This window comes from Burkholderia stabilis, from assembly GCF_001742165.1.
Lineage (GTDB): Bacteria > Pseudomonadota > Gammaproteobacteria > Burkholderiales > Burkholderiaceae > Burkholderia > Burkholderia stabilis.
In genome coordinates this window covers 326,367-346,100 of the sequence record NZ_CP016443.1, presented here as the reverse complement: position 1 = coordinate 346,100, position 19,734 = coordinate 326,367, and the positions used below count along the sequence as shown (strand labels likewise).

Here is a 19,734-nt window from a genome sequence, read left to right as displayed (position 1 = left end):
CCCGCGTGCGGCCCGATCGGACTCGCTGGCGGCAGGCCCGCCTCGGACGACCCGGTGCATTCGATTAGATCATTCGGACCGACCGGCCTTCGGTGCGCCAGCTTACAAATGCATTCACCACTGCGACGATGCAACGCGGCTCGCCGTGTCGCGATTCGCTCCATCCGTACTGCGGGAAGCCGCGAACGGTAGGCTCGCGAACAATGCCCGCTTGCACGGTCCGTATCATGGCCGTCATACGATGTGGCCGTGTCCGGCATCGCCGAATCAAACCGGCGCGCGACGGAGCGACCCACGAATCCAGGCAGCCGGGTCAGCGCCGACCGGCCGCGCCCCGCCACGCGGCCTGCACCGGTCGCCATGTGATGCCCCTCGGCGCCGATCGAGCGAATGTCAAACCTCAAGAAGAACTTCCTGCTGCTGCTGACCCTGCAGATTTCGATGTATGCAGTGCCGCTGCTGATCGCGCCGCTGCTTACGCACGCACTGGGCCCGGAAGGCTACGGTCAGCTCGCGTTCTCGCTCGCGGTCATCGCCTACCTCACCAACTGCACGAGCTACAGCTTCGACCTCACCGCGACCCCGCGCATCGCGCTCGCCCGCGACGATCGCACCGAACGCTCACGTATCTTCTGGGCGACGCTGTATGCGCAGATCGGCATCGCCGCCGTCTGTTTCGTCGTGTTGGTCCTTCTGACTTTCCTGATCGGCCGCTTCGGCGAAGACCGCGATCTGCTGCTGATCGGTTTCGGCATGGTGGCCGGCGGCGCGTTCACGCCCGGCTGGTATTTCCAGGGCATGGAAAAGCTGCGCGCGCTCAGCCTGATCCTGTTCGTCGGTCGTATGCTGAGCCTGCCCGCGATGTTCGCGCTCGTGCACAGCCCGGCGGACATCGATCGCGCGATGATCGTCAATGCTGCCGTCCCGGTCCTGTCGGCGATCGCGCTGGCCGGCTATCTGTATCGCCATCGCGAAATCGAATTCGTCCGCGTCGGCGTCGCCGACATCACCGAATCGCTGAAAGGCGGCTGGCAGGTGTTTCTCGCATCGACTTCGATCGCTTTCTATGCGTCGACCAATACCGTGCTGCTCGGCTTCGTGTCGGGCAACGTCGCGGCCGGCTACTTCGCCGCCGGCGACAAGCTGATCCGCGCGGCACTCAGCATGCTCCAGCCGCTGAAGGCCGCGACCTATCCGCGCATCAGCTACCTGATGCGGCACGCGCGCAGCGATGCATTCTCGTTCCTGCGCAAGCTGTTCGTCGTGCAGGTCGCGATGGTGCTCGGTATCTCGCTCGCGATTTTCTTCGGTGCGCCGCTGGCCGTGCGCGTGCTGTACGGCCCGGCGTACGAACCGACGGTGCACGTGCTGCGCTGGATGGCATTCATTCCGTTCATGGCCGGCATGACCGACATGTTCGGCGTTCAGACGATGCTGCCGCTCGGCATGAAAACGGCATTCACGCGGATCCTGATGTCGTCCGGCATCCTGAACATCGTGCTGGTGCCCGTGCTTGCCAAGTATTTCGCCGAACTGGGCGCGGCGGCGGCCGTGCTGCTGGCCGAGGCGGCGGTCGCGGCCGCGCTCGCGACCGTCGTCTATCGGGCCGGCATTCCGCTACCGGGCAGCCCGGTCGCGCGGCGCAGCTAGCGGGCACATCGCGCCCCGGTTTCGATGCGCACACAACGAGCCTCCCCTCCTTCCCCCACGCGAGCCCCTCTACGCAGGTACTTCTTACCCTGCCAAACACCTCGAATCGGGAACGATGACCGTCTTTTCACCACATCGCGCGCCCCTGCCAAATAAAGATCGTACGTATCGGTAGAAACACCGATGCTGTAGTCAAACTACATTCATACCATTAGTCGCTGCAGAGAATCGCTACATCCGATTCGGCAGCGTCGGGCGGCCTGTGCGTCGCCGCCCACATTTGCCGGTCGAGCCCAACCGGCCGTATCGATTCCCCGCCTGGCCTGGCATGCCGACGCGCAACCACCCTGCATCGCCAGCCGAATGCGTCCGGTGCGAATCCACGGGACGCGCGCAGCTCCAGACATCATTCGAACAACCGGCAATACGATCATGGAGAGCAACATGCGGGACACACTCTGGCCGGCCGTCGTGCTGGCAGCGACCCTCTGCACCAGCGCCTACGCGGCCAATGCCGATTTCAACGCGCAAGGCGACGCCACCGATGCGTTCGCGTCGGCGGCCGCGCAACGGCGCGCCGACCTGCTCGTGCGCAAGATGACGCTCGACGAGAAACTTCAACTCATTCATTCCCAGTACGAAATGTCGAAAGTGCCGGGCGGCGGCGGCGGCTACATCCAGGGCGTACCGCGCCTCGGCATTCCCGATCTCAACATGGTCGACTCGGCGACCGGTTCCGGCAGCACGTCGCAGGCCAGCACGACGTTCCCCGCGACGATCGCCGTCGCCGCGAGCTGGGATCGCCGCCTGTCGTACGACTACGGCAAGCAGGTCGCGATTCAGTTGCGCGCGCAAGGATTCGGCATGGGTCTCGGCGGCGGCACCAACCTCGCGCGCGAACCGCGCGGCGGCCGCCTGTTCGAGTATCTCGGCGAAGATCCGCTGCTCGCGGGCGACCTGCTCGCGGAACGCACGCTCGCCACGCAGCGGCAGAAAGTCATCGCGACGATCAAGCACTACGCCGGCAACGAACAGGAACACGGCCGGATGGGCGGCAATACGCAGATCGACGAACGCACGCTGCGCGAGCTGTACCTGCTGCCGTTCGAGATCGCCGCGAAGCGCGGCCGGCCGGGCAGCGTGATGTGCAGCTACAACCGCCTGAACGGCGCGTATGCGTGCGAGAACACTCACCTGCTGAACGACGTGCTGAAGAACGAATGGGGCTTCCAGGGCCAAGTGCAATCCGACTGGGGCGCGACGCACAGCACCGCCGCCGCGATCAACGCCGGGCTCGACGAGGAAGAGGACGTCGGGCCGACCGTGTACCTGACGCCGGCCGCCGTGAAGCAGGCGATCGCGAACGGCTCGGTGTCGACCGCACGCCTCGACGACATGGTGCGCCGCAAGCTGGCCGTGATGATTCGCGTCGGCGTGATGGACGACCCGGCCAAGGGCGGCGGCACGATCGATTTCGCGGCCGCGAACCGGTTCGCGCAGGCGGCCTCCGAGCAATCGATCGTGCTCCTGAAGAACGACGCCAACCAGTTGCCGCTTGCCGCGTCGGCGCTGTCGCGCATCGCGGTGATCGGCGGCCATGCCGATGCGGCCGTGCTGTCCGGCGGCGGCTCGGGCAACACGCGCGACCCGGTGACGGGTTCGTTCGCGGGCTGCGGCGGCCTGACGTTCGGCGCGTCGACGGGCTGCAGCTGGTGGCGCAACCCGTGGCTGAAGGTCGACGTGCCGATCGTCGCGGCAATCCGTGCGCTCGCGCCGGCCGCGCAGGTCACGTATGCGGGCAACAGCGACCAGCAGTCGCCGTTCCGCGCCTACACGCAGCAGGAAATCGACCAGGCCGCGGCGCTCGCGGGCCGCTCGGACGTCGCGATCGTCGTGGTCGCGCAGCCGGCCGGCGAGGATTTCGGCGACCTGCAGAGCCTGAGCCTCGCGAACCCGTCGAACCAGGATGCGCTCGTCGAAGCCGTCGCGCGCGCGAATCCGCACACGATCGTCGTCGTCCAGAGCGGCAACCCGGTGCTGATGCCGTGGAAGGATCAGGTATCCGCGATCGTCGAAGCGTGGTACCCGGGCGAAGCCGGCGGCAAGGCAATCGCGAACGTGCTGTTCGGCGCGGTCAATCCGTCCGGCAAGCTGCCCGTCACGTTCCCTGCCCGCGACCAGGATTCGCCGACCTGGGGGCAAAACGGTGCGTTCGAGAACGATCCCGTCTACGCGGAAAAGCTGAACATGGGCTATCGCTGGTATGACGCGCGCAACATCAAGCCGATGTTCGAATTCGGCTACGGGCTGTCGTACACGCACTTCGCGTATTCGGGGCTGTCGGTGTCGCGGCAATGGGACGGTTCGTTGAGCGTCGCGTTCACCGTGCGCAACGACGGGCGCGTCGCCGGCGCGGAAACGCCGCAGGTCTATCTCGGCGTGCCGTACAAGGACGAACCGCCGAAGCGGCTGGTCGGCTGGGAGAAGATCCGGCTGAATCCGGGTGAAGCGCGGCACGTTCGTGTCACCGTGTCGCCGCGGATGCAGAGCGTGTGGGATACGTCGCGCAACGGCTGGCGGATTGTGCCGGGCGGGACGGTGTATGTCGGGGCGTCGTCGCGCGATATCCGGTTGCAGGGGAACTGAGTGACGGCGTGAAGCAACCGGAAGCGCAGCGCGTGTCGTGGGCTGCGCTTCCGGTCCAGTGACGGCGCGCGCATCGCATCTCGCGTGCCTTGTGCTGCCGCAAATGCGGCGCTTGCCTGCCCGCGCACGATCCTCTTTACCGGAGCATCAGCGCCAGCAGCGTCGTCAGCGCGGCGATGGCGACGATCCCCGCCGCCACGCCCGCCAGATGCGCGGCAACCGCCAGGCCGGGAGGCAAGCGCACCGGCGGTACGTCGCCCGCCGCCCTGCCGGGCCATCGGCCGCGCGCGACCGGCCGGGCCCGGGCACGCGATGCGAAGCCGGCCATCATGCGCCGCCCGCTTCCAGCGTATCGAGCAACGGCCGGGCCAGATGCAGCACCTGGTACACCGTGCCCGCGCCGCCATCGGCCGGCTCGTGCTCCGATACGCGTACCCGCGTCAGTCGCCAGCGCAACGGATCGACGCTGACGGCGGCGGCGACGACATCCGGCTGCGCCGCGACTTCGCGATTGCGCGCGACCTCCTGCGCGATCGCCGCATCGAGATCGGCATCCGCCGGAATGTCGACTTCCTCCAGACGAACGAAACGTGCCGTCGACGCGCGCCCCTTGCGCGCATCGAGCGCGACCCGGACGTCGATCGGCGCGCGTCCGAAGCTGTCCGTCACGACCCGATAACGGCCGTCCGTCACGAACGCCGCGAACGCCTGCTCGTTGCGCCACAGATAAAACGACGCATAAGCGTTTTCCGTCGCGCCGTAGCGGCCGGCCTCGCGCAGCAGGAATCCCTTGAACAGCAGATCGGGCGTGTCGTCCCAAAGCCTGCCGCGCTCGCGGACGCGATGGCGAATGATGTCGAGGTCGTAATCCGCCGGCAGGCGGTGCACGTAGTACGCGGTCAGCATGATCGACTCCTGGCGAAAGAAACTGGCGGATCGGACGGGATTCCGGATGTCCGGGCGACTGGATAACAGCGTAGAAGACCTTGAATCATTTGAAAAGACGATGGCAGAATATTTCAATGATTCAAATTCGAAATGGATGAGTGTGCGATGAAAACGCTCGATATCGAAGCCGTGCAGGCGTTCGTGCTGACCGCCGACCTCAAGAGCTTCACGCGCGCCGCCGAGGCGATGGACACCACGCAGTCGGCGGTGAGCCTGAAAATCAAGCGGCTGGAAGACGGGCTCGGCCGCCGTCTGCTGGAGCGCACGCCGCGGCAGGTGCGCCTGTCGGCGGACGGCACCGCGTTCCTGGAGCCGGCGCGCGAGCTGGTGGCCGCCCACCAGGGTGCGGTCGGCGCGTTCGGCACCGGCCAGCGGCGGCTGGTGATCGGCGTCAGCCACCATGTCGTCGGCGCGGATCTCCCGATGCTGCTGCGGCGCATGAACGACGCGGAGCCCGGGCTCGTGCTGGAGATACGGGTCGCAGCATCGCGCGACGTGCTCGACGCATTCGACCGGGGCCAGCTCGACGCGGCCGTCGCGCTGCAGCACGACAGCCGGCGGCTGGATGGCGAAACCATCCTGTCCGAGTCGTTCGGCTGGATGGCCGCCGCCGATTTCGAATACCATCCGCCGCATCCGCTGCGGCTCGCGACGCAGGCCGAGCCTTGCAGCGTGCGCCGCATGGCGGTCGATGCGCTGAACGAAGCCGGTATCGCATGGACGGAAGTCTTTGTCGGCGGTGGAGTGGCGACGATCGGCGCAGCGGTGTCGGCGGGGCTGGCCGTCGCGGCGCTCGGGCATCGCGTGGCGCCAGCCGGTACGGCCGACGTGAGCGCGCGATACGGGCTGCCGCCATTGCCGACGCGCGACGTGGTGCTCTACTCGGGCCTGACCGATGCGCGCGCCCGGCAGGCGCTGCGCACACTGGGCGCGGCGCTGCGGTCGTCGGTCGGCATGCGGTGAATCGGCACGTGCGCCGGAGGCTGAACGCAGCCCCCTTCGCGAGACGTTTCGCCGCCCTTCCGGCGCGGCGCGGTATGCTTCGACACGCGCCGCGCATCCGCCGCGGCGGATACAGACAACACCCGGAATACGGGCAAGCGATTGCATCGATCGCGCTTGCCCATGACGATCAACGTGACTTACACCCTATCCGCTCCCCGTACGACCGAAATCGAGATCCGCAAGAGCCGCTTCATCGCGTACGCGCTCCCCGTCGACGACCGCGACGCCGCGATGCAGGCGCTGCAACGCCTGCGCGACGAGCATCCCGCGGCCACCCACGTCTGCTGGGCGCTGCTGGCAGGCGGCCAGTCGGGCATGTCGGACGACGGCGAGCCGTCGGGCACCGCGGGCCGGCCGATCCTCGAAGTGCTGCGCCATCACGACCTCGACGGCGTGCTCGGCGCGGTCGTGCGTTACTACGGCGGCGTGAAGCTCGGCGCGGGCGGGCTGGTGCGCGCGTACACGGATGCGATCGCGTCGGCGCTGCTCGATGCCGAACGCGTCGAACGCATCCGCCACACGCGGCTCGCGATCGAGATCGGCTATCCCGAGGAGGCACGCGTGCGCCGCTGGATCGAACAAGCCGGGTATGAACTGGTGGACAGCGCGTACGGGATGACGGTGAAACTCGTGATCAAGCTGCCGGAAACCGCCGACGCGAATGCGCGAATCGAGTTGTTCGACCTGACGCAGGGACGGTCGGGGTTTCCGGACCTGTAACGAAGAAACGCGCCGCCGCACGCGCCTCGCCGTCAGGACTTCCTCGAAGTCCAGCCGAAAAATCGAATACGTCCGATAGAAAAACTGCGTACCAGATCTTAATCTCACCGGGTTCCCGGCGACTCGCTCCATCCACGTTTTCCCGACAGCCCATGACAGGGTGCACGAGAGGCACCCTCGGCCCGGGCGGCACGCATGGCCACGCGTGCCGACGTGACATGCGTCAGGCGTCGCCAATAATCAAAACTCAGCCATGGGATAACGGACGCATGCAGCAAGTAAAAAAACTCCAAGCCGAACTTGCGGAACTCGATATGCGTATCAACGCGGCACGGCGCCGCGAACGCAATGCGGTACTCGCGCAGGTGCGCGAACTCGTCACGGGCTATGCGCTGACCGCGCGGGAAATCTTCGGGCAGGGTTACAGCGATCGCGCGAAGCTGTTCACCGTCGGCGTCAAATATCGCGATCCGGTAACGGGTGCGACGTGGAGCGGGCGCGGCCGCGCCCCCGCCTGGATTGCCGGCCGCGACCGGGCCGCCTTCCTGATCCGCGAGTAACGCGCGCCGCATTGCACGGCGCGCCCTTCCAGTCACTCAATAAACATCCGGCACGATCATGGTGTCCGGCACCGGCCGGCGCAGGTAATCCTCGTGATGCTCGCGTTGCGGCAGATCGATCGTCGGACGCGGCACATCGTGATACGGCACCTGGCCCAGCAGGTGGTGGATGCAGTTCAGCCGCGCGCGTTTCTTGTCGACCGCCTGCACGACCCACCACGGCGCCTCGGGAATATGCGTCCGCTGCAGCATCTCTTCCTTCGCGGCCGTATAGGCTTCCCAGCGGCGGCGGCTTTCGAGGTCCATCGGGCTCAGCTTCCACTGCTTCAGCGGATCTTCGATCCGGCTCTGGAAGCGCACCTCCTGCTCGTGATCGGTGATCGAGAACCAGTACTTGACGATCTGGATCCCGCTGCGCACGAGCATCTTCTCGAACTCGGGCACCGACCGGAAAAACTCCTCGTACTCGTCGTCGGTACAGAAATTCATCACGCGCTCGACGCCCGCGCGGTTGTACCAGCTGCGGTCGAACAGCACGATCTCGCCGCCGGCCGGCAGATGCGCGACATAGCGCTGGAAGTACCATTGCGTGCGCTCGCGGTTGTTCGGCGCGGGCAACGCAGCGACCCGGCAGACACGCGGGTTCAGGCGCTGCGTGATGCGCTTGATCACGCCGCCCTTGCCGGCCGCGTCGCGCCCTTCGAAAATCACGACGAGCCGGTGCCCGGTGGTCACGACCCAGTCCTGCAGCTTCACGAGCTCGCCCTGCAGCCGGAACAGTTCGCGGAAATACGCCTTGCGCGCCTCGCGACGCTCCGGCGAGAACAGCAGGTCCTCGCCGTCGTCGAAGCGGCGGTCGTCGAGCTCCATCTCGAGCTCCTCGTCGTACGCGTCGACGAGATCTTCTTCGAAACGGCGCTGGCGCGTCTCCATCGACGTCGTATCGGTGTGGTTGTCGGTCTCGGTGCGGGTATCGTTGTCGCCCATGGGGCCTCCTTCCATCATTGACGCAGGCAAACTGTCGCATTATCCCAGTGTCGCGCGTCAAAATGATGAAAACCTCCGGCTTGGGGTCGGTTCACGTCAATAACCGGCCGGCGAACGCGCGCCGGCGTCAGAAGCGGAACGCAAGCAGCACGCTGGCCAGCACGGGATTCGCCGAAATGTCGAACGTATTCGAGGCGAGCTGCCGGTTCGGCTGGTCGATGTCCAGCGTAATCTTCGTACGCAACGGGATGTAGGTGACCATCCCGGTGATCCAGAGCTGGCGCGTGATCTGGTAGCTCGCGCCGACGGTGAACACCGGCTCCCAGACGCTCTTCACCTTGGCCGACACGTTGGTCTTCCCCGATAGCAGCAGGTCGCCGCCGGCGTCCCAGATCCGCTGGAACAATGCCGGATCGAGCAGCAGCGACTGCAGGCTGCCGATGTCCGCGCCTGCCGCGAGCAGTCCGCCGAGCGACGCGAGCTTGCGCTGGAACACGGGGTTCAGGTTCGTGTTCGTGAAGCGCGTATAGCTGATGCCGAGGCCCGCGAACGGACGGAAACGATCGTCACGCTCGCCGAGGTAATACTTGAACACGACGGACCCGAGCCAGGCGCGCGTGGTCGCGAGCGGGTTGCTCTGCGTGTTCGCGAGATCGATCAGCGGCAGGCGCCCCTGCACGCCGGAAAAGATGCGGTCGAGCGGCAGCGCGATGCTGCCGTTCCCACGCAGCGTCAGCACCGGCGGAATGCCGCCGCCCAGTTCGGCCGCCCAGTTCTCCGAGAAAAAATGCGTGAACGTGAACGCCAGCGTGTTCGTATTGTCGAGCGACAGGCTCGAACCCTGGTTCTGGAAACTGTTCAGCCCGAGCGCGTCGGTGTGCGTCGTGACGGGCGTCGATCGGCCGGTCGTCGCGACGAAGTGCCAGCCGAGTCCGACCATGTTGCGATCGTCGCCCATCAGTTGCTCGAGCAACGGCGGCGCCTGGGCCGCCGGCAGATCGGGCAGCCGCGACGGATCGACCGGGTGCAACTCGTACGGCATCCGGTCGGCGTGGACGACACCGCTCGCCGGTGCGTCGCCGCGCGCATCGCGCGCAGTGGCAGGATCGCAGCCGGCTGTGCCGTTGTCGTCGAAGCCGATGCCGTCCGCGCCGTCGTCGCGCGACGCGTCGCATGCGCGCCCCGCCCCGTTGGCGCGCTGTCCAAGCGTGATCTTGCGCGCCGTCAGCGGCACGTCGGGCTGCGGCACGTCGAGAGGCGCGCTGCGCTGGCCGCGAGCCGGCCCCGCATCGGTCGCCCATGCGCCTGCATCGAACCCGTCCGCGTCGCCGCCCGGCCAGAAGCCGATCCCGTCGGCGCCGGCCTGCCAGCGCGCTCCCGCGTCGCCGTCCGGCTGCGGCGCGCCGTGCGCGGCTGCCGCACACGCGAACAGCGTCGCGCCGAGCCAGCGCGACAGCGGGCGCACGGAGCCGGGCCGCGCGCGGCGGCATTCGTCGCGGCGCGTCATCGGCTCAGGCCGGCACGCCGAACAGGCGCTGGCGGATCCGGTACAACGGCTCGAACAGCCATTCGAGCAGGCTGCGCCGTTCGAGCACGATGTCGGCCTTCAGCATCATCCCGGTCCGCAGCGACAGCGGCCGCCCTTCGAACGCCGGCGTGCGGTCGGCCAGCTCGACCCAGGTCTTGAAGTAGGTCTGCGGCGCGGCCGTGTCGCCCGGCAGGTTCAGCTCCTTCGCCGAGAACGCAACGGGCGAGATCGACAGCACCTTGCCGCGATACGTCCCGAACTTCTCGACCGGATAACTTGCGTACGCAACCTTCACTTCCTGGCCTTTCTTCACGAAACCGGCCTTCGACGACGGAATGTAGACCTCGGCGATCAGCCCGTCGGCCTTCGCGGGCAGGATCTCGACCACGCGCGTGCCGGGCGGGTCGATCACGCCGCCCTGCACGACGTCGAGCCGCACGATCTGCCCATCGGCCGGCGCGTACAGCACCTGGTTCACGTTCTCGTCGATGTTGTATTCCTTCGCGTTCAGCTCCTCCTGCTTGATCTTCAGTTCCGCGTTCGCGCCGTCGTACTTGCTCTGCATCGTGTCGAGGTCGCCGCGCAGCTTCATCGCGTTCTTCGCGAGTTCGGCGCGGCGCAGCAGCAGGTCCTGGTATGCCTGCCCGGCCTGCAGGTATTGCGTGTTGACCTGGTTGTACTGTTCGAGCGTCACGACCTGTTCGTCGAGCAGTTGCTTCACGCGCGCGCGCCGTTCGCCGTACTCGTCGACGATGCGCTTCTGGTCCTGGATCTGCCGGTCGATCAGCCCGCGGCTCTCGCCCTGCGCGGCGATCTGCTGGTTGATCTGCTGCACCGACGACCGGTATTCGAGCCGCGCCGCGTCGATCTGCTGCGTGACCTCGACGCGCTGCCGGTCGAGCGCCGCGCGCATGCCCTGCACGTTGTTCGCCTGGCTGACGAAGCTCGTGTCGCGCGTCACCGCCATCAGCCGCTGCCCGGCCTTCACCTGCTGATCCTTGCCGACGAACACCTCGCGCACGGCCCAGCCCGGCGGCGCGCCGACGCCGATCAGCCCCGAGCGCGGCGTCAGCATCCCCGACACGCTTTCGGTATTCGCATAGCTCAGTTCGACGAGCGCGGTCACGAACATCGCGAACATCGCCAGCGACAGGTAGCAGAAGAACCGCATCGACACCGGCACGTCGACGACGCCGTGGATCACGGTGCCGAAGGTCGTACCGCGCGCGAGCTTGCGCGACGGCTTCTGTTCTCGGAGGGCGGAGTTCCAGGTCGGCATGGGGCGGGCTCGTCAGGAGCGACGCCGCGCGGCCGCATCGAGCAGCGGCGTCGGCATCAGGTAAGGCGTGAAGTGTTCCCAGAAGTGCCATTGCTCGGGCTGGCGCACGAGCGCCTGCTCGAGACGGTCGACGATGCGCTGGTGCGTGGCGCGCACGGGCGAGGTATCGTCGTCCGCGCCGAGCATCGGCGCGAGCGGGCTGGCCGCGAGCTCGGTGAAATGCACCGCGCAGCGATCGCGAAACGGCACGCCCGTTGCATACGCCACGAGCAGCGGAATGCCCTGCTCGACCGCGAGCTTCACGCCGCCGCCGGCCATCCGCACCCAGCGCCCGCCGAGCCGGCAGCGGTTGGTCTTGCCGAACTTGCCGTGCAGGTCGGAAAACAGCAGGAACACGGGCGCCTCGCGCCGCAGGCTGGTGATCAGCCGCCGCAGGTGCACCCGCTCCTCGATGTCGATGAACTCGACTTCGCCCGCGCCGTATTCGGCGACGAGCCGCAGCGCATCGTCGAAGAACGCGCCGGGCGCGTCGCGGTGCAGGATCACCATCAGCTTGCGGTCGTCGGGAATCATGAAGCGCAGCTTCGTGACGAACAGCATCAGGTTGCCGAAGTGCAGCCCCGCGAGCATCAGCGGGCCGCCGCGCGCGAGCGCCTCGCGCAGCTGCGCGTCGCCTTCGCATGCCATGCCGTCGATCATCGACTTCATCGATTCGAGGCTGTGCGTGCGCAGCTTGAGGCCCGCGAACTCGGCCTCGAACAGCTCGCGCACGATCGCGGCCGATACCTCCCGCACGCGCCGCGGATCGTCGTTCAGGTGCGCGCTCAGCATGTACGCAACCGCGCGTTCGATCGACTCGCGAATGCACGGAAAGCAGCGCAGGCATGCGCCCGAGCACCAGCGCATCAGCCGCAGCCCGCGCGCGGGCGACGTGCGCAGCGCCACCGCGCGTACCGCGCGCCGCACCAGGAACGCATACGAGAACGGATTGAGCAGAAAGAGTCGCCCGAGCATCACCGTGCCTCCTCGGTCGTGCGCCATTCGTCGGTCGCGTCGGTCAATACGCCGTCGTGCATCCGGTAGATCCGGTCGACCATCGACAGGATCGACGCGTCGTGCGTGACGAGCACGATCGTGCACGGCAGCGTCAGCACGTTGCGGCAAATCTCGTGCGTCGTCGCCTGGTCGAGGTTCGACGAGAACTCGTCGAGGATCAGCAGGCGCGGCTCGCAATACAGCGCCCGCGCGATCAGCAGCCGCTGCATCTGGCCGGCCGACAGGAATTTCTGCGTATCGCCGAGCGGCGTGTCGTAGCGATGGTCGAGCCGTTCGATCTCGTCGTGGATGCACGCGAGCTTCGCCGCGTCGAACATCGCGCCGATGCGCGGCGCGGGCGCGAAGTTCGTGATGTTGTCGCGGATCGTCCCGCGAAACAGCTGGTCGGACTGCGTGACGGCCGCGAGATGCTTGCGGTACTGCCGCAGATTCACTTCCGCGAGATCGACGCCGCCGACGAACAGCGTGCCCGGCTCGGGCCGCACGAGCCCGCAGATCAGGTTCAGCAGCGTCGTCTTGCCGCTGCCGGTACGGCCGACGATCGCGATCTTGCTGCCGGCCGGCACGTCGAGCGCGATGTCGCGCAGGATCGGGCGGTTGCCGCCCTTCGGCACGTACGACAGCGCGCGGATCGACAGCGCACCGTCGAAGCCGTCGACCGGCCGCACGACCGCGTCCGGCGCGGGTTCCTCGGTTTCGGTCTGCAGCACGTCGGCGACCCGGTCCATGTGTACCTGCAGCACCTTGCGGCGCACGTAGAGCTGGATCGAATCGATGAACTTGTCGGCGAACAGGTTCTTGTACTGGATGAACGCGTAGATCACGCCGATCGTGCTCTGCCCGTGCATCACGAGCCACGCGCCGTACGTGACGATCACGAGCTGCTCGACGTGCACGATCCCCTTCGACACCGCGTCGAACAGCAATTGCAGCCGCTCCTGCTGGCGCATCGCCTGCAGCTTCTGCGTGAATGCGTTGATCCACAGGCTGCTGCGCGCGGTCTCGGCCGACAGCAGCTTGATCGAATGCGCGGAGCGGATGTTCTCGATCAGCAGCGCATCGGCCTCGGCGCCGCGCGTGAGGATCTGCGACATCGCATCCTGGAGCTGCGGCTGGATCGCGAGCCGGCTCAACGCGAACAGCACCATCCCGGCCAGGCTGATGCCGGCCAGCACGGGGCTGTAGTACAGCATCAGCACGAGCGTCAGCGTGCAGGTGACGATATTGAGCAGCCCGCCGACCAGCCCGTCGACGAGAAACCGCCCGACCTCCGACACCGACGACACGCGCGAGATCGAATCGCCGGTGTTGTGAAACAGGAAATAACCGATCGGCAGCCGCGCGAGGTGCCCGACCATGTTCGCCGACAACTGCTGCGACACGATGTTGCGCAGGTAGCTCTTGATGTTGCCGACGAGGTTCGCGTACAGCGTGTCGAACAGGAACACGATCGCGAACAGGATCGTCAGCAGGTACAGGATGTCGACGTCGGTTTTCTTCAGCGCCTCGTCGATCGTCAACTGCACGTACGACGGGCCGAGCAGCAGCAGGAGCTGCGCGGCCACGCCGCCCGCGATCCCGATTGCAAGGCTCTTGCGGATGCCCGTCAGCCCTTCGAGGTAGTCGCGCAGCCGGATCCGGTCGGCCGGCCCCGCACGGGTGAAGCCGATGTCCGGATTCAGTTCGAGTGCGTAGCCGGTGATGTGCGTGAGCGCCTGCGCGAGCGGCAGCTTCGTCTCGCCGAGCGCGGGGTCGACGATGTGCACGCTGCCGTAGCCGACCTTCGTCAGCACGACATAGTGGTTCATCCCCCAGTGCAGGATGCACGGCGTCTTGAGCGCGTCGAGCTCGCCCGCGTCGAACTGCAGCCCGCGCGCGCGCAGGCCGAGATCGTTCGAGATCTCCATCAGGTCGAAGAACGACAGCCCCGAATCGATCCGGACCGGATAGCGGTTGCGCAGCGTGCGCAGCGTCGTTTCGCGCCCGTGCCACGACGCGATCATCGCGAGACAGGCCAGGCCGCACTCCGTCACTTCGTCCTGCAGGACCGGACGGACTTTACGCGTATTGAAGAGCATGGTCAGGCACCCGGGGCGCAACGACGCGCCGCCCGGGCCTGCCGGTGCAGGCCCGTGGCGGGTCGTGCGCGATACGCATGGGCGCGGCCGGAGCACTGCCGGCCGCGACGAAAGATCGGTGTTGGCGGCCGCTCAGCGCGACGAGCCGAGCGACATCCGGAACTGTTCGACGGCGCGGGTCTGGTACTGGGTCATCAGGCCCTGCAGCGTGGACCCGATCGACTGATTGACGAGATCGACCGTATAGGCGGCCGAATTGGAGTAAAGCGACGCGCCGCCGCGAATCTGGCGGGCCTGTTCTTCCGTGATGTCTCGCATTTTTGTGGCCTTTATATCGTCGGAACGCCTTCAGCCGTCAGCCAATCTCGAAATCAATGGCCGTTTGCTTTATTACGGGGATAATTCGGCATTCCCGTCTCCTGATAATCGCCCGACCCGGAAATAATGCATTCCGGATTCGCTTTTATTTCACTGCGGCGATCGTTCTTTTACTTCTGTTTCGCAGCATTTCGCGCGGGGGGCGCCTCCCCGCGCACGGCGGTTACTTGCCGGTGTTATTGAACGTCTTCGGGTTCTGCAGGTAATTGCCGAGGCTCGGCAGGAACTGGCCGAGCGCGGTCACCACCGGCGCGGCGTCAACAGCGAGGCTACCCAGCGAGCTGATCGCACCGCCGCCATGCACATTCCTGACCTGTTCCGTCGTCATGACCTTCATCATTCTCTCCTCGTAAAAAATAAAGATGATGCAAAGAACCTTCATTGAAAGACAAACGGCTTTTAATCCCGAGCGACTTGTTAATCTAATAATCACTGCGATTACGAGCCGAAATCAGGCTATCATGCGGGCGCATCGGAATTCAATGGAGGACACACTCTTACAGGCGAGTTTTCCGATGCGCCGCGGCTAGCGGGCATTCACGCTGTTTGAATTCAATTTCCAAAACGTTTTAATCCCGCCGCAATGCGTTGCGGCACGGGCAGGAGACGGAGACGGCCATGTTTGAAACGAGGCGCGCGAATCGCGGGTCGGCAACGCGGAATGCGGGTAATTCCCTATCAAGATTTTCGACTAGGTGGAATCCCCGACTTGCGACCATTACATTATTCGCTGTAACAGTGACTGGTGCGGCTGCGAACGCGCATGCGTTCTGCCTCGACACCGCCTACCAGTACGCGGTCGTGCACGATCCGCGCTACCTGCAGGCGCGCAGCGAATACAATGCGGCCCGCCAGAAATTTCCCGAGGCGCGCGCGCAGATGCTGCCGCAGGCCGCCGCGCAGCTCGAATGGGGGCGCTACGGCACGCACGCGAACCTGTTCGGCATCGACGTCAGCGGCTCGAGCAATGCCGCGTACGGTTCCGCACAGATCACGCAGGCGCTGTTCAACGTGCCCTACCTGTACGACATGCGGCGCGCGACCGAGTACGAGGAATCGTCGAAGCAGAAGCTCGAAGTCGCGAAGCAGGACCTGATCCTGCGCGTCGCGAACGCGTGCTTCGATCTGCTGAGCGCGCGCGAGAAGCTGCAGTCGGCCGACGACGAAGTGAGCGCGCTCACGCGCCTCGAAAGCGATACGCGGCGCATGGCGCAGCTCGGGATGAAGACGATCGGCGACACGGCGGAGATCGAGGCGCGCCGCAGTCTCGCGCAATCCGACGAAGCGCTCGCGCAAACCGATGTCGACGCGCGCCGCGCGCGCTACGAAACGCTGCTCGGTTCGACGATCGATTTCTCGCGCTGGCCGCGGCTCGCGATGCGCGGGTCGTCACCGCGCATTCCGTCCGGCGAGTACGCGCCGCAGGACAACCCCGCATACCGGCAGGCGTATCGCGACGTCCAGGTCGCGCGGCTCGCCGCGAAACGCGTCGGCGCCGAGCACCTGCCGACCGTCGACCTGTTCGCATCGTATTCGCGCGGGCTCAATCCGAACCTGCGCGGGCTGACCGATCGCTCCGACTTCCATCAAAGCGCGTTCGGCGTACAGGTGACGATCCCGATCTTCTCCGGCGGTAGCGTGTACTACCGGCAGGTGGAAGCCGAACACGTGACCGAGCAATACCGCAACCGGCTGCGCGAAGTCGAGGAACAACTCGGCACCGATCATCGCGAGGCGCTGTCCGCGCTCGAATCGGTCGGCAAGCGCATCCGCGCGTTGCAGCAGTCGTTGCAGGCCGCACGGCTCGCGTACGACTCGTCGATGAAGGCGCATCAGGTCGGCTACAGCACGACGTACGAAACGCTGAACCTGCGGCGCGATATCTCGGGCATCCGGCAGAAGCTGTTCGACAGCTATCTCGATGCGCTGAAGCTGCAATTGAAGCTGAAAAGCGTGCTCGGCACGCTCGACGAGCAGTCGCTGATCGCGGTAGACAGCTTCCTCGAAAGCAACGCGGCGAACGACCGGAGCTGAGTGCGGACCGTCGCGCATCGCGCATGCCGGATTGTGGTTGCGCATGCAACCTTGTACGGCGATGCCGGTGCGCCGGCGCGATCGTTTCATCGCGCCGGCTCGCCGCGATATCGCGCCGCCGTTTCCGGCAAACCCGCGTCCGACCCTGCCCGATTGCGCGACGCAACGCATGTGCCTGAACGCACGCCGCCCGGCCGCGCCGCCGGCGCAACGTGCAGGGGTATACGCGATGTTGCGTCAAAAAAAATCTTTGCATAGAGTGCATCCCATCGATCCGGCGGACAAAGACGTCCCACGATCGTGCGCAGCGCGAGCCCGATAGCCCGCGCTTCGCCGGCCAAGCATCCGGCCGCCCATCCGCATTCCCCGTTATCCGACAGCGTTGTCGGATGAACGGACCGGCAAAGAAGCCCTTGCCTCGCTCGTCGAGGCAAGGGCTTTTTTTTGGTTCATCGCGGGAAACCGTGGAGCCTTGGAGGGCGATTGCGTAACCTGATGCCTGACTTTATGGAGGTCAGGAGGAAGAATTGCTCGATCGCAAGACACTTCAGGCACTGGGTTGCTGGACAGGCTATCGGCTGGAGCGGGTGGAGTGGCCGGAGGGCGAAAGCCGCACGCTGTCGCTGTACTTGAAACCGGTCAGCAAGGTCATGTACTGCGAGCAATGCGGAGCGCGTTGCCAGCAGATTCATGAAACGACGGTGCGGCGCGTGCGCGATCTGCCGTTGTTCGAGTACCGGGTGGTGTTGCACGTGCCCCGCCGCCGGGTCTGGTGCGAACGCTGCGGCGGGCCGAGGCTGGAGAAGCTTGGCTGGCTGGGCCGCTACCAGCGGGTGACGGAGCGATTCGCCAAGGCCTGCGAGAAGCTGCTGCAAGCGGCCAGCGTGCAGGCGGTAGCCGCCTTCTACGACCTGGGCTGGCATACGGTCAAATCAATCGACAAGATGCGCCTGCGGGCACGCGTGGCCGAGCCGGACTGGTCGACCATCCGCTATCTGGCGATGGACGAGTTCGCGCTCCATAAAGGCCATCGCTACGCCACGGTGGTGGTCGATCCGATCGGCCGGCAAGTGCTCTGGATTGGGGCGGGACGCTCGCGCGAAACGGCCCGAGCCTTCTTCGAACAGCTTCCCGCGGGCGTCGCCGAGCGCATCGAAGCGGTTGCGATCGACATGACCACGGCCTACGAGCTGGAGATCAAGGCGCAGTGTCCGCAGGCCGAGGTGGTCTACGACTTGTTCCACGTCGTCGCCAAGTACGGGCGCGAAGTCATCGATCGGGTGCGCGTGGATCAGGCCAATCAGTTGCGCCACGACCGGCCGGCCCGGAAGGTTCTGAAGTCCAGTCGTTGGCTGCTGCTGCGCAACCGCCGCAACCTGAAGCAGGAACAGGCCGTGCATCTGAAGGAACTGCTGGCCGCCAATCAGCCGTTGCTGTGCGTCTACGTGCTACGCGACGAACTCAAGCGGCTGTGGTTCTACCGGAAGCCAGCTTGGGCGCAAAAAGCTTGGGAGCAATGGATCGAGCAAGCTCGGCAAAGCGGGATTGCCGCGCTGCAACTGTTTGCGCAGCGTCTGCAGGGTTACTGGCACGGAATCCTCGCCCGCTGCCGCCATCCGCTCAATACCAGCGTCGTCGAAGGCATCAACAACACCATCAAGGTCATCAAACGCAGGGCATACGGGTACCGCGACGAGGAATACTTCTTCCTCAAAATCCGCGCCGCCTTCCCCGGAATTCCGCGATGAACCTTTTTTTTGCCTTTCGAAAACGCACGTCTTCACCCGAACCAGGAGCACACCATGCGTCATGGCGATATTTCCAGCAGCAACGACGCCGTCGGCGTCGCCGTCGTCCAGTACAAGATGCCGCGTCTGCACACGCGTGCCGACGTGATCGCGAATGCCCGCGAAATCGCCGAGCGCGTGGTCGGCATCAAGCGCGGCCTGCCCGGCATGGACCTCATCGTGTTTCCCGAGTACTCGACGCACGGGATCATGTACGACGCGAAGGAGATGTACGACACGGCATCGACGATCCCCGGCGAGGAAACCGACATCTTCGCGGCCGCATGCCGCAAGGCGAACGTGTGGGGCGTGTTCTCGCTGACCGGCGAGCGCCACGAGGAGCACCCGAACAAGGCGCCGTACAACACGCTCGTTCTGATCAACAACCAGGGCGAAATCGTGCAGAAGTACCGCAAGATCATGCCGTGGGTGCCGGTCGAAGGCTGGTATCCGGGCGACTGCACGTACGTCGCCGAAGGGCCGAAGGGGCTCAAGATCAGCCTGATCATCTGCGACGACGGCAACTACCCCGAGATCTGGCGCGACTGCGCGATGCGCGGCGCCGAGCTCGTCGTGCGCTGCCAGGGCTACATGTACCCGGCGAAGGACCAGCAGGTGCTCGTGTCGAAGGCGATGGCGTTCATGAACAACTGCTACGTCGCGGTCGCGAATGCGTCCGGGTTCGACGGCGTGTATTCGTATTTCGGCCACTCGGCGATCGTCGGCTTCGACGGCCGCACGCTCGGCGAATGCGGCGAGGAGGAAAACGGCGTGCAGTATGCGGAGCTGTCGGTGAGCCTGATCCGCGACGCGCGACGCAACATGCAGTCGCAGAACCACCTGTACAAGCTGCTGCATCGCGGCTACACGGGCAAGATCGGTTCCGGCGAATCGCCGAACGGCGTCGCGCAATGCCCGTTCGAGTTCTACGCGAACTGGGTGAACGACCCGGACGGCACGCGCCAGGCCGTCGAACGTCTCACGCGCGCGACACCCGGCACGCCCGAATGCCCGATCGAGGGCATCCCGTCCGAAGCGCCCGCGCATCGCTGAGCACGCCGCCTTGCCCCGGCCGTTC

Annotated in this window: 18 protein-coding genes; 9 read left to right on the top strand and 9 right to left on the bottom strand. The window is 65.9% G+C overall.

What is annotated here, in order from left to right:
• The first annotated feature begins 390 nt into the window (after positions 1-390).
• A complete protein-coding gene (locus BBJ41_RS19645; RefSeq protein ID WP_069748015.1) occupies positions 391-1,650 on the top strand; it encodes an oligosaccharide flippase family protein in 1,260 nt (419 codons plus the stop codon).
• A 444-nt stretch (positions 1,651-2,094) separates the two neighbouring features.
• Complete coding sequence (locus BBJ41_RS19640) at positions 2,095-4,296, top strand: glycoside hydrolase family 3 C-terminal domain-containing protein (RefSeq protein ID WP_069750269.1); 2,202 nt, start codon at positions 2,095-2,097, stop codon at positions 4,294-4,296.
• A 136-nt stretch (positions 4,297-4,432) separates the two neighbouring features.
• On the opposite strand, the gene BBJ41_RS19635 is transcribed toward BBJ41_RS19640, so the two are convergent.
• Positions 4,433-4,627, bottom strand: a complete 195-nt coding sequence (locus tag BBJ41_RS19635) for a hypothetical protein (protein WP_156814827.1) — start codon at positions 4,625-4,627, stop codon at positions 4,433-4,435.
• The gene (locus tag BBJ41_RS19630) at positions 4,624-5,202 is read right to left on the bottom strand and encodes a DUF4865 family protein (RefSeq protein WP_069748013.1); all 579 of its coding nucleotides are present in this window, start codon (positions 5,200-5,202) and stop codon (positions 4,624-4,626) included. Before BBJ41_RS19630 ends, BBJ41_RS19635 begins: the two co-directional genes overlap by 4 nt.
• On the opposite strand from BBJ41_RS19630, the gene BBJ41_RS40500 reads away from it, so the two are divergent.
• The 4 genes from BBJ41_RS40500 (at position 5,201) to BBJ41_RS19615 (ending at position 7,529) form a co-directional block, all read left to right on the top strand.
• The gene (locus tag BBJ41_RS40500; RefSeq protein ID WP_156814826.1) at positions 5,201-5,353 is read left to right on the top strand and encodes a hypothetical protein; all 153 of its coding nucleotides are present in this window, start codon (positions 5,201-5,203) and stop codon (positions 5,351-5,353) included. The genes BBJ41_RS19630 and BBJ41_RS40500 overlap by 2 nt on opposite strands.
• A complete protein-coding gene (locus BBJ41_RS19625; RefSeq protein ID WP_069748012.1) occupies positions 5,350-6,207 on the top strand; it encodes a LysR family transcriptional regulator in 858 nt (285 codons plus the stop codon). Before BBJ41_RS40500 ends, BBJ41_RS19625 begins: the two co-directional genes overlap by 4 nt.
• A gap of 162 nt (positions 6,208-6,369) precedes the next feature.
• A complete protein-coding gene (locus tag BBJ41_RS19620; protein WP_277625459.1) occupies positions 6,370-6,969 on the top strand; it encodes an IMPACT family protein in 600 nt (199 codons plus the stop codon).
• Between the two features lie 269 nt (positions 6,970-7,238).
• Positions 7,239-7,529 (top strand): H-NS histone family protein, encoded by a 291-nt coding sequence (locus tag BBJ41_RS19615; RefSeq protein WP_069748011.1) that lies wholly within the window; start codon positions 7,239-7,241, stop codon positions 7,527-7,529.
• 36 nt (positions 7,530-7,565) lie between these two features.
• Here BBJ41_RS19615 and ppk2 read toward each other — a convergent pair whose 3' ends face one another.
• The 7 genes from ppk2 to BBJ41_RS19580 form a co-directional block, all read right to left on the bottom strand.
• A complete protein-coding gene (ppk2, locus tag BBJ41_RS19610; RefSeq protein ID WP_069748010.1) occupies positions 7,566-8,516 on the bottom strand; it encodes a polyphosphate kinase 2 in 951 nt (316 codons plus the stop codon).
• A gap of 127 nt (positions 8,517-8,643) precedes the next feature.
• Positions 8,644-10,023, bottom strand: a complete 1,380-nt coding sequence (locus BBJ41_RS19605) for an OmpW/AlkL family protein (protein WP_069748009.1) — start codon at positions 10,021-10,023, stop codon at positions 8,644-8,646.
• A 4-nt stretch (positions 10,024-10,027) separates the two neighbouring features.
• On the bottom strand, positions 10,028-11,323 hold the full coding sequence (locus BBJ41_RS19600; RefSeq protein WP_069748008.1) for an HlyD family secretion protein: 1,296 nt from the start codon (positions 11,321-11,323) through the stop codon (positions 10,028-10,030).
• Positions 11,324-11,335: 12 nt separating this feature from the next.
• Positions 11,336-12,340: a lysophospholipid acyltransferase family protein gene (locus BBJ41_RS19595; protein ID WP_069750267.1), complete on the bottom strand. Its 1,005-nt coding sequence runs from the start codon at positions 12,338-12,340 to the stop codon at positions 11,336-11,338.
• Entirely contained in the window at positions 12,337-14,457 is a 2,121-nt protein-coding gene (locus BBJ41_RS19590) for a peptidase domain-containing ABC transporter (RefSeq protein ID WP_069748007.1), read from the bottom strand. Before BBJ41_RS19590 ends, BBJ41_RS19595 begins: the two co-directional genes overlap by 4 nt.
• A gap of 132 nt (positions 14,458-14,589) precedes the next feature.
• On the bottom strand, positions 14,590-14,775 hold the full coding sequence (locus BBJ41_RS19585; protein WP_031396799.1) for a hypothetical protein: 186 nt from the start codon (positions 14,773-14,775) through the stop codon (positions 14,590-14,592).
• Positions 14,776-14,998: 223 nt separating this feature from the next.
• Complete coding sequence (locus tag BBJ41_RS19580; protein WP_006479216.1) at positions 14,999-15,175, bottom strand: hypothetical protein; 177 nt, start codon at positions 15,173-15,175, stop codon at positions 14,999-15,001.
• 278 nt (positions 15,176-15,453) lie between these two features.
• Between BBJ41_RS19580 and BBJ41_RS19575 the strand changes: the two genes are divergently transcribed.
• The 3 genes from BBJ41_RS19575 (at position 15,454) to BBJ41_RS19565 (ending at position 19,709) form a co-directional block, all read left to right on the top strand.
• Complete coding sequence (locus BBJ41_RS19575; RefSeq protein ID WP_069750266.1) at positions 15,454-16,869, top strand: TolC family protein; 1,416 nt, start codon at positions 15,454-15,456, stop codon at positions 16,867-16,869.
• A 527-nt stretch (positions 16,870-17,396) separates the two neighbouring features.
• Positions 17,397-18,617: an ISL3 family transposase gene (locus BBJ41_RS19570; RefSeq protein ID WP_069745024.1), complete on the top strand. Its 1,221-nt coding sequence runs from the start codon at positions 17,397-17,399 to the stop codon at positions 18,615-18,617.
• A 54-nt stretch (positions 18,618-18,671) separates the two neighbouring features.
• Positions 18,672-19,709 carry an aliphatic amidase gene (locus BBJ41_RS19565; protein WP_011355442.1) on the top strand — a complete coding sequence of 346 codons (1,038 nt, stop codon included), beginning with the start codon at positions 18,672-18,674 and terminating at the stop codon, positions 19,707-19,709.
• Positions 19,710-19,734 lie beyond the last annotated feature (25 nt).

Bases quoted from the DNA above. Each gene is read 5' to 3' on its own strand.
- BBJ41_RS19645 (WP_069748015.1), top strand. From the start codon at position 391: ATGTCAAACCTCAAGAAGAACTTCCTGCTGCTGCTGACCCTGCAGATT.
- BBJ41_RS19640 (WP_069750269.1), top strand. From the start codon at position 2,095: ATGCGGGACACACTCTGGCCGGCCGTCGTGCTGGCAGCGACCCTCTGC.
- BBJ41_RS19635 (WP_156814827.1), bottom strand. From the start codon at position 4,627: ATGATGGCCGGCTTCGCATCGCGTGCCCGGGCCCGGCCGGTCGCGCGC.
- BBJ41_RS40500 (WP_156814826.1), top strand. From the start codon at position 5,201: ATGATCGACTCCTGGCGAAAGAAACTGGCGGATCGGACGGGATTCCGG.
- BBJ41_RS19630 (WP_069748013.1), bottom strand. From the start codon at position 5,202: ATGCTGACCGCGTACTACGTGCACCGCCTGCCGGCGGATTACGACCTC.
- BBJ41_RS19625 (WP_069748012.1), top strand. From the start codon at position 5,350: ATGAAAACGCTCGATATCGAAGCCGTGCAGGCGTTCGTGCTGACCGCC.
- BBJ41_RS19620 (WP_277625459.1), top strand. From the start codon at position 6,370: ATGACGATCAACGTGACTTACACCCTATCCGCTCCCCGTACGACCGAA.
- BBJ41_RS19615 (WP_069748011.1), top strand. From the start codon at position 7,239: ATGCAGCAAGTAAAAAAACTCCAAGCCGAACTTGCGGAACTCGATATG.
- ppk2 (WP_069748010.1), bottom strand. From the start codon at position 8,516: ATGGGCGACAACGATACCCGCACCGAGACCGACAACCACACCGATACG.
- BBJ41_RS19605 (WP_069748009.1), bottom strand. From the start codon at position 10,023: ATGACGCGCCGCGACGAATGCCGCCGCGCGCGGCCCGGCTCCGTGCGC.
- BBJ41_RS19600 (WP_069748008.1), bottom strand. From the start codon at position 11,323: ATGCCGACCTGGAACTCCGCCCTCCGAGAACAGAAGCCGTCGCGCAAG.
- BBJ41_RS19590 (WP_069748007.1), bottom strand. From the start codon at position 14,457: ATGCTCTTCAATACGCGTAAAGTCCGTCCGGTCCTGCAGGACGAAGTG.
- BBJ41_RS19585 (WP_031396799.1), bottom strand. From the start codon at position 14,775: ATGCGAGACATCACGGAAGAACAGGCCCGCCAGATTCGCGGCGGCGCG.
- BBJ41_RS19580 (WP_006479216.1), bottom strand. From the start codon at position 15,175: ATGATGAAGGTCATGACGACGGAACAGGTCAGGAATGTGCATGGCGGC.
- BBJ41_RS19575 (WP_069750266.1), top strand. From the start codon at position 15,454: ATGTTTGAAACGAGGCGCGCGAATCGCGGGTCGGCAACGCGGAATGCG.
- BBJ41_RS19565 (WP_011355442.1), top strand. From the start codon at position 18,672: ATGCGTCATGGCGATATTTCCAGCAGCAACGACGCCGTCGGCGTCGCC.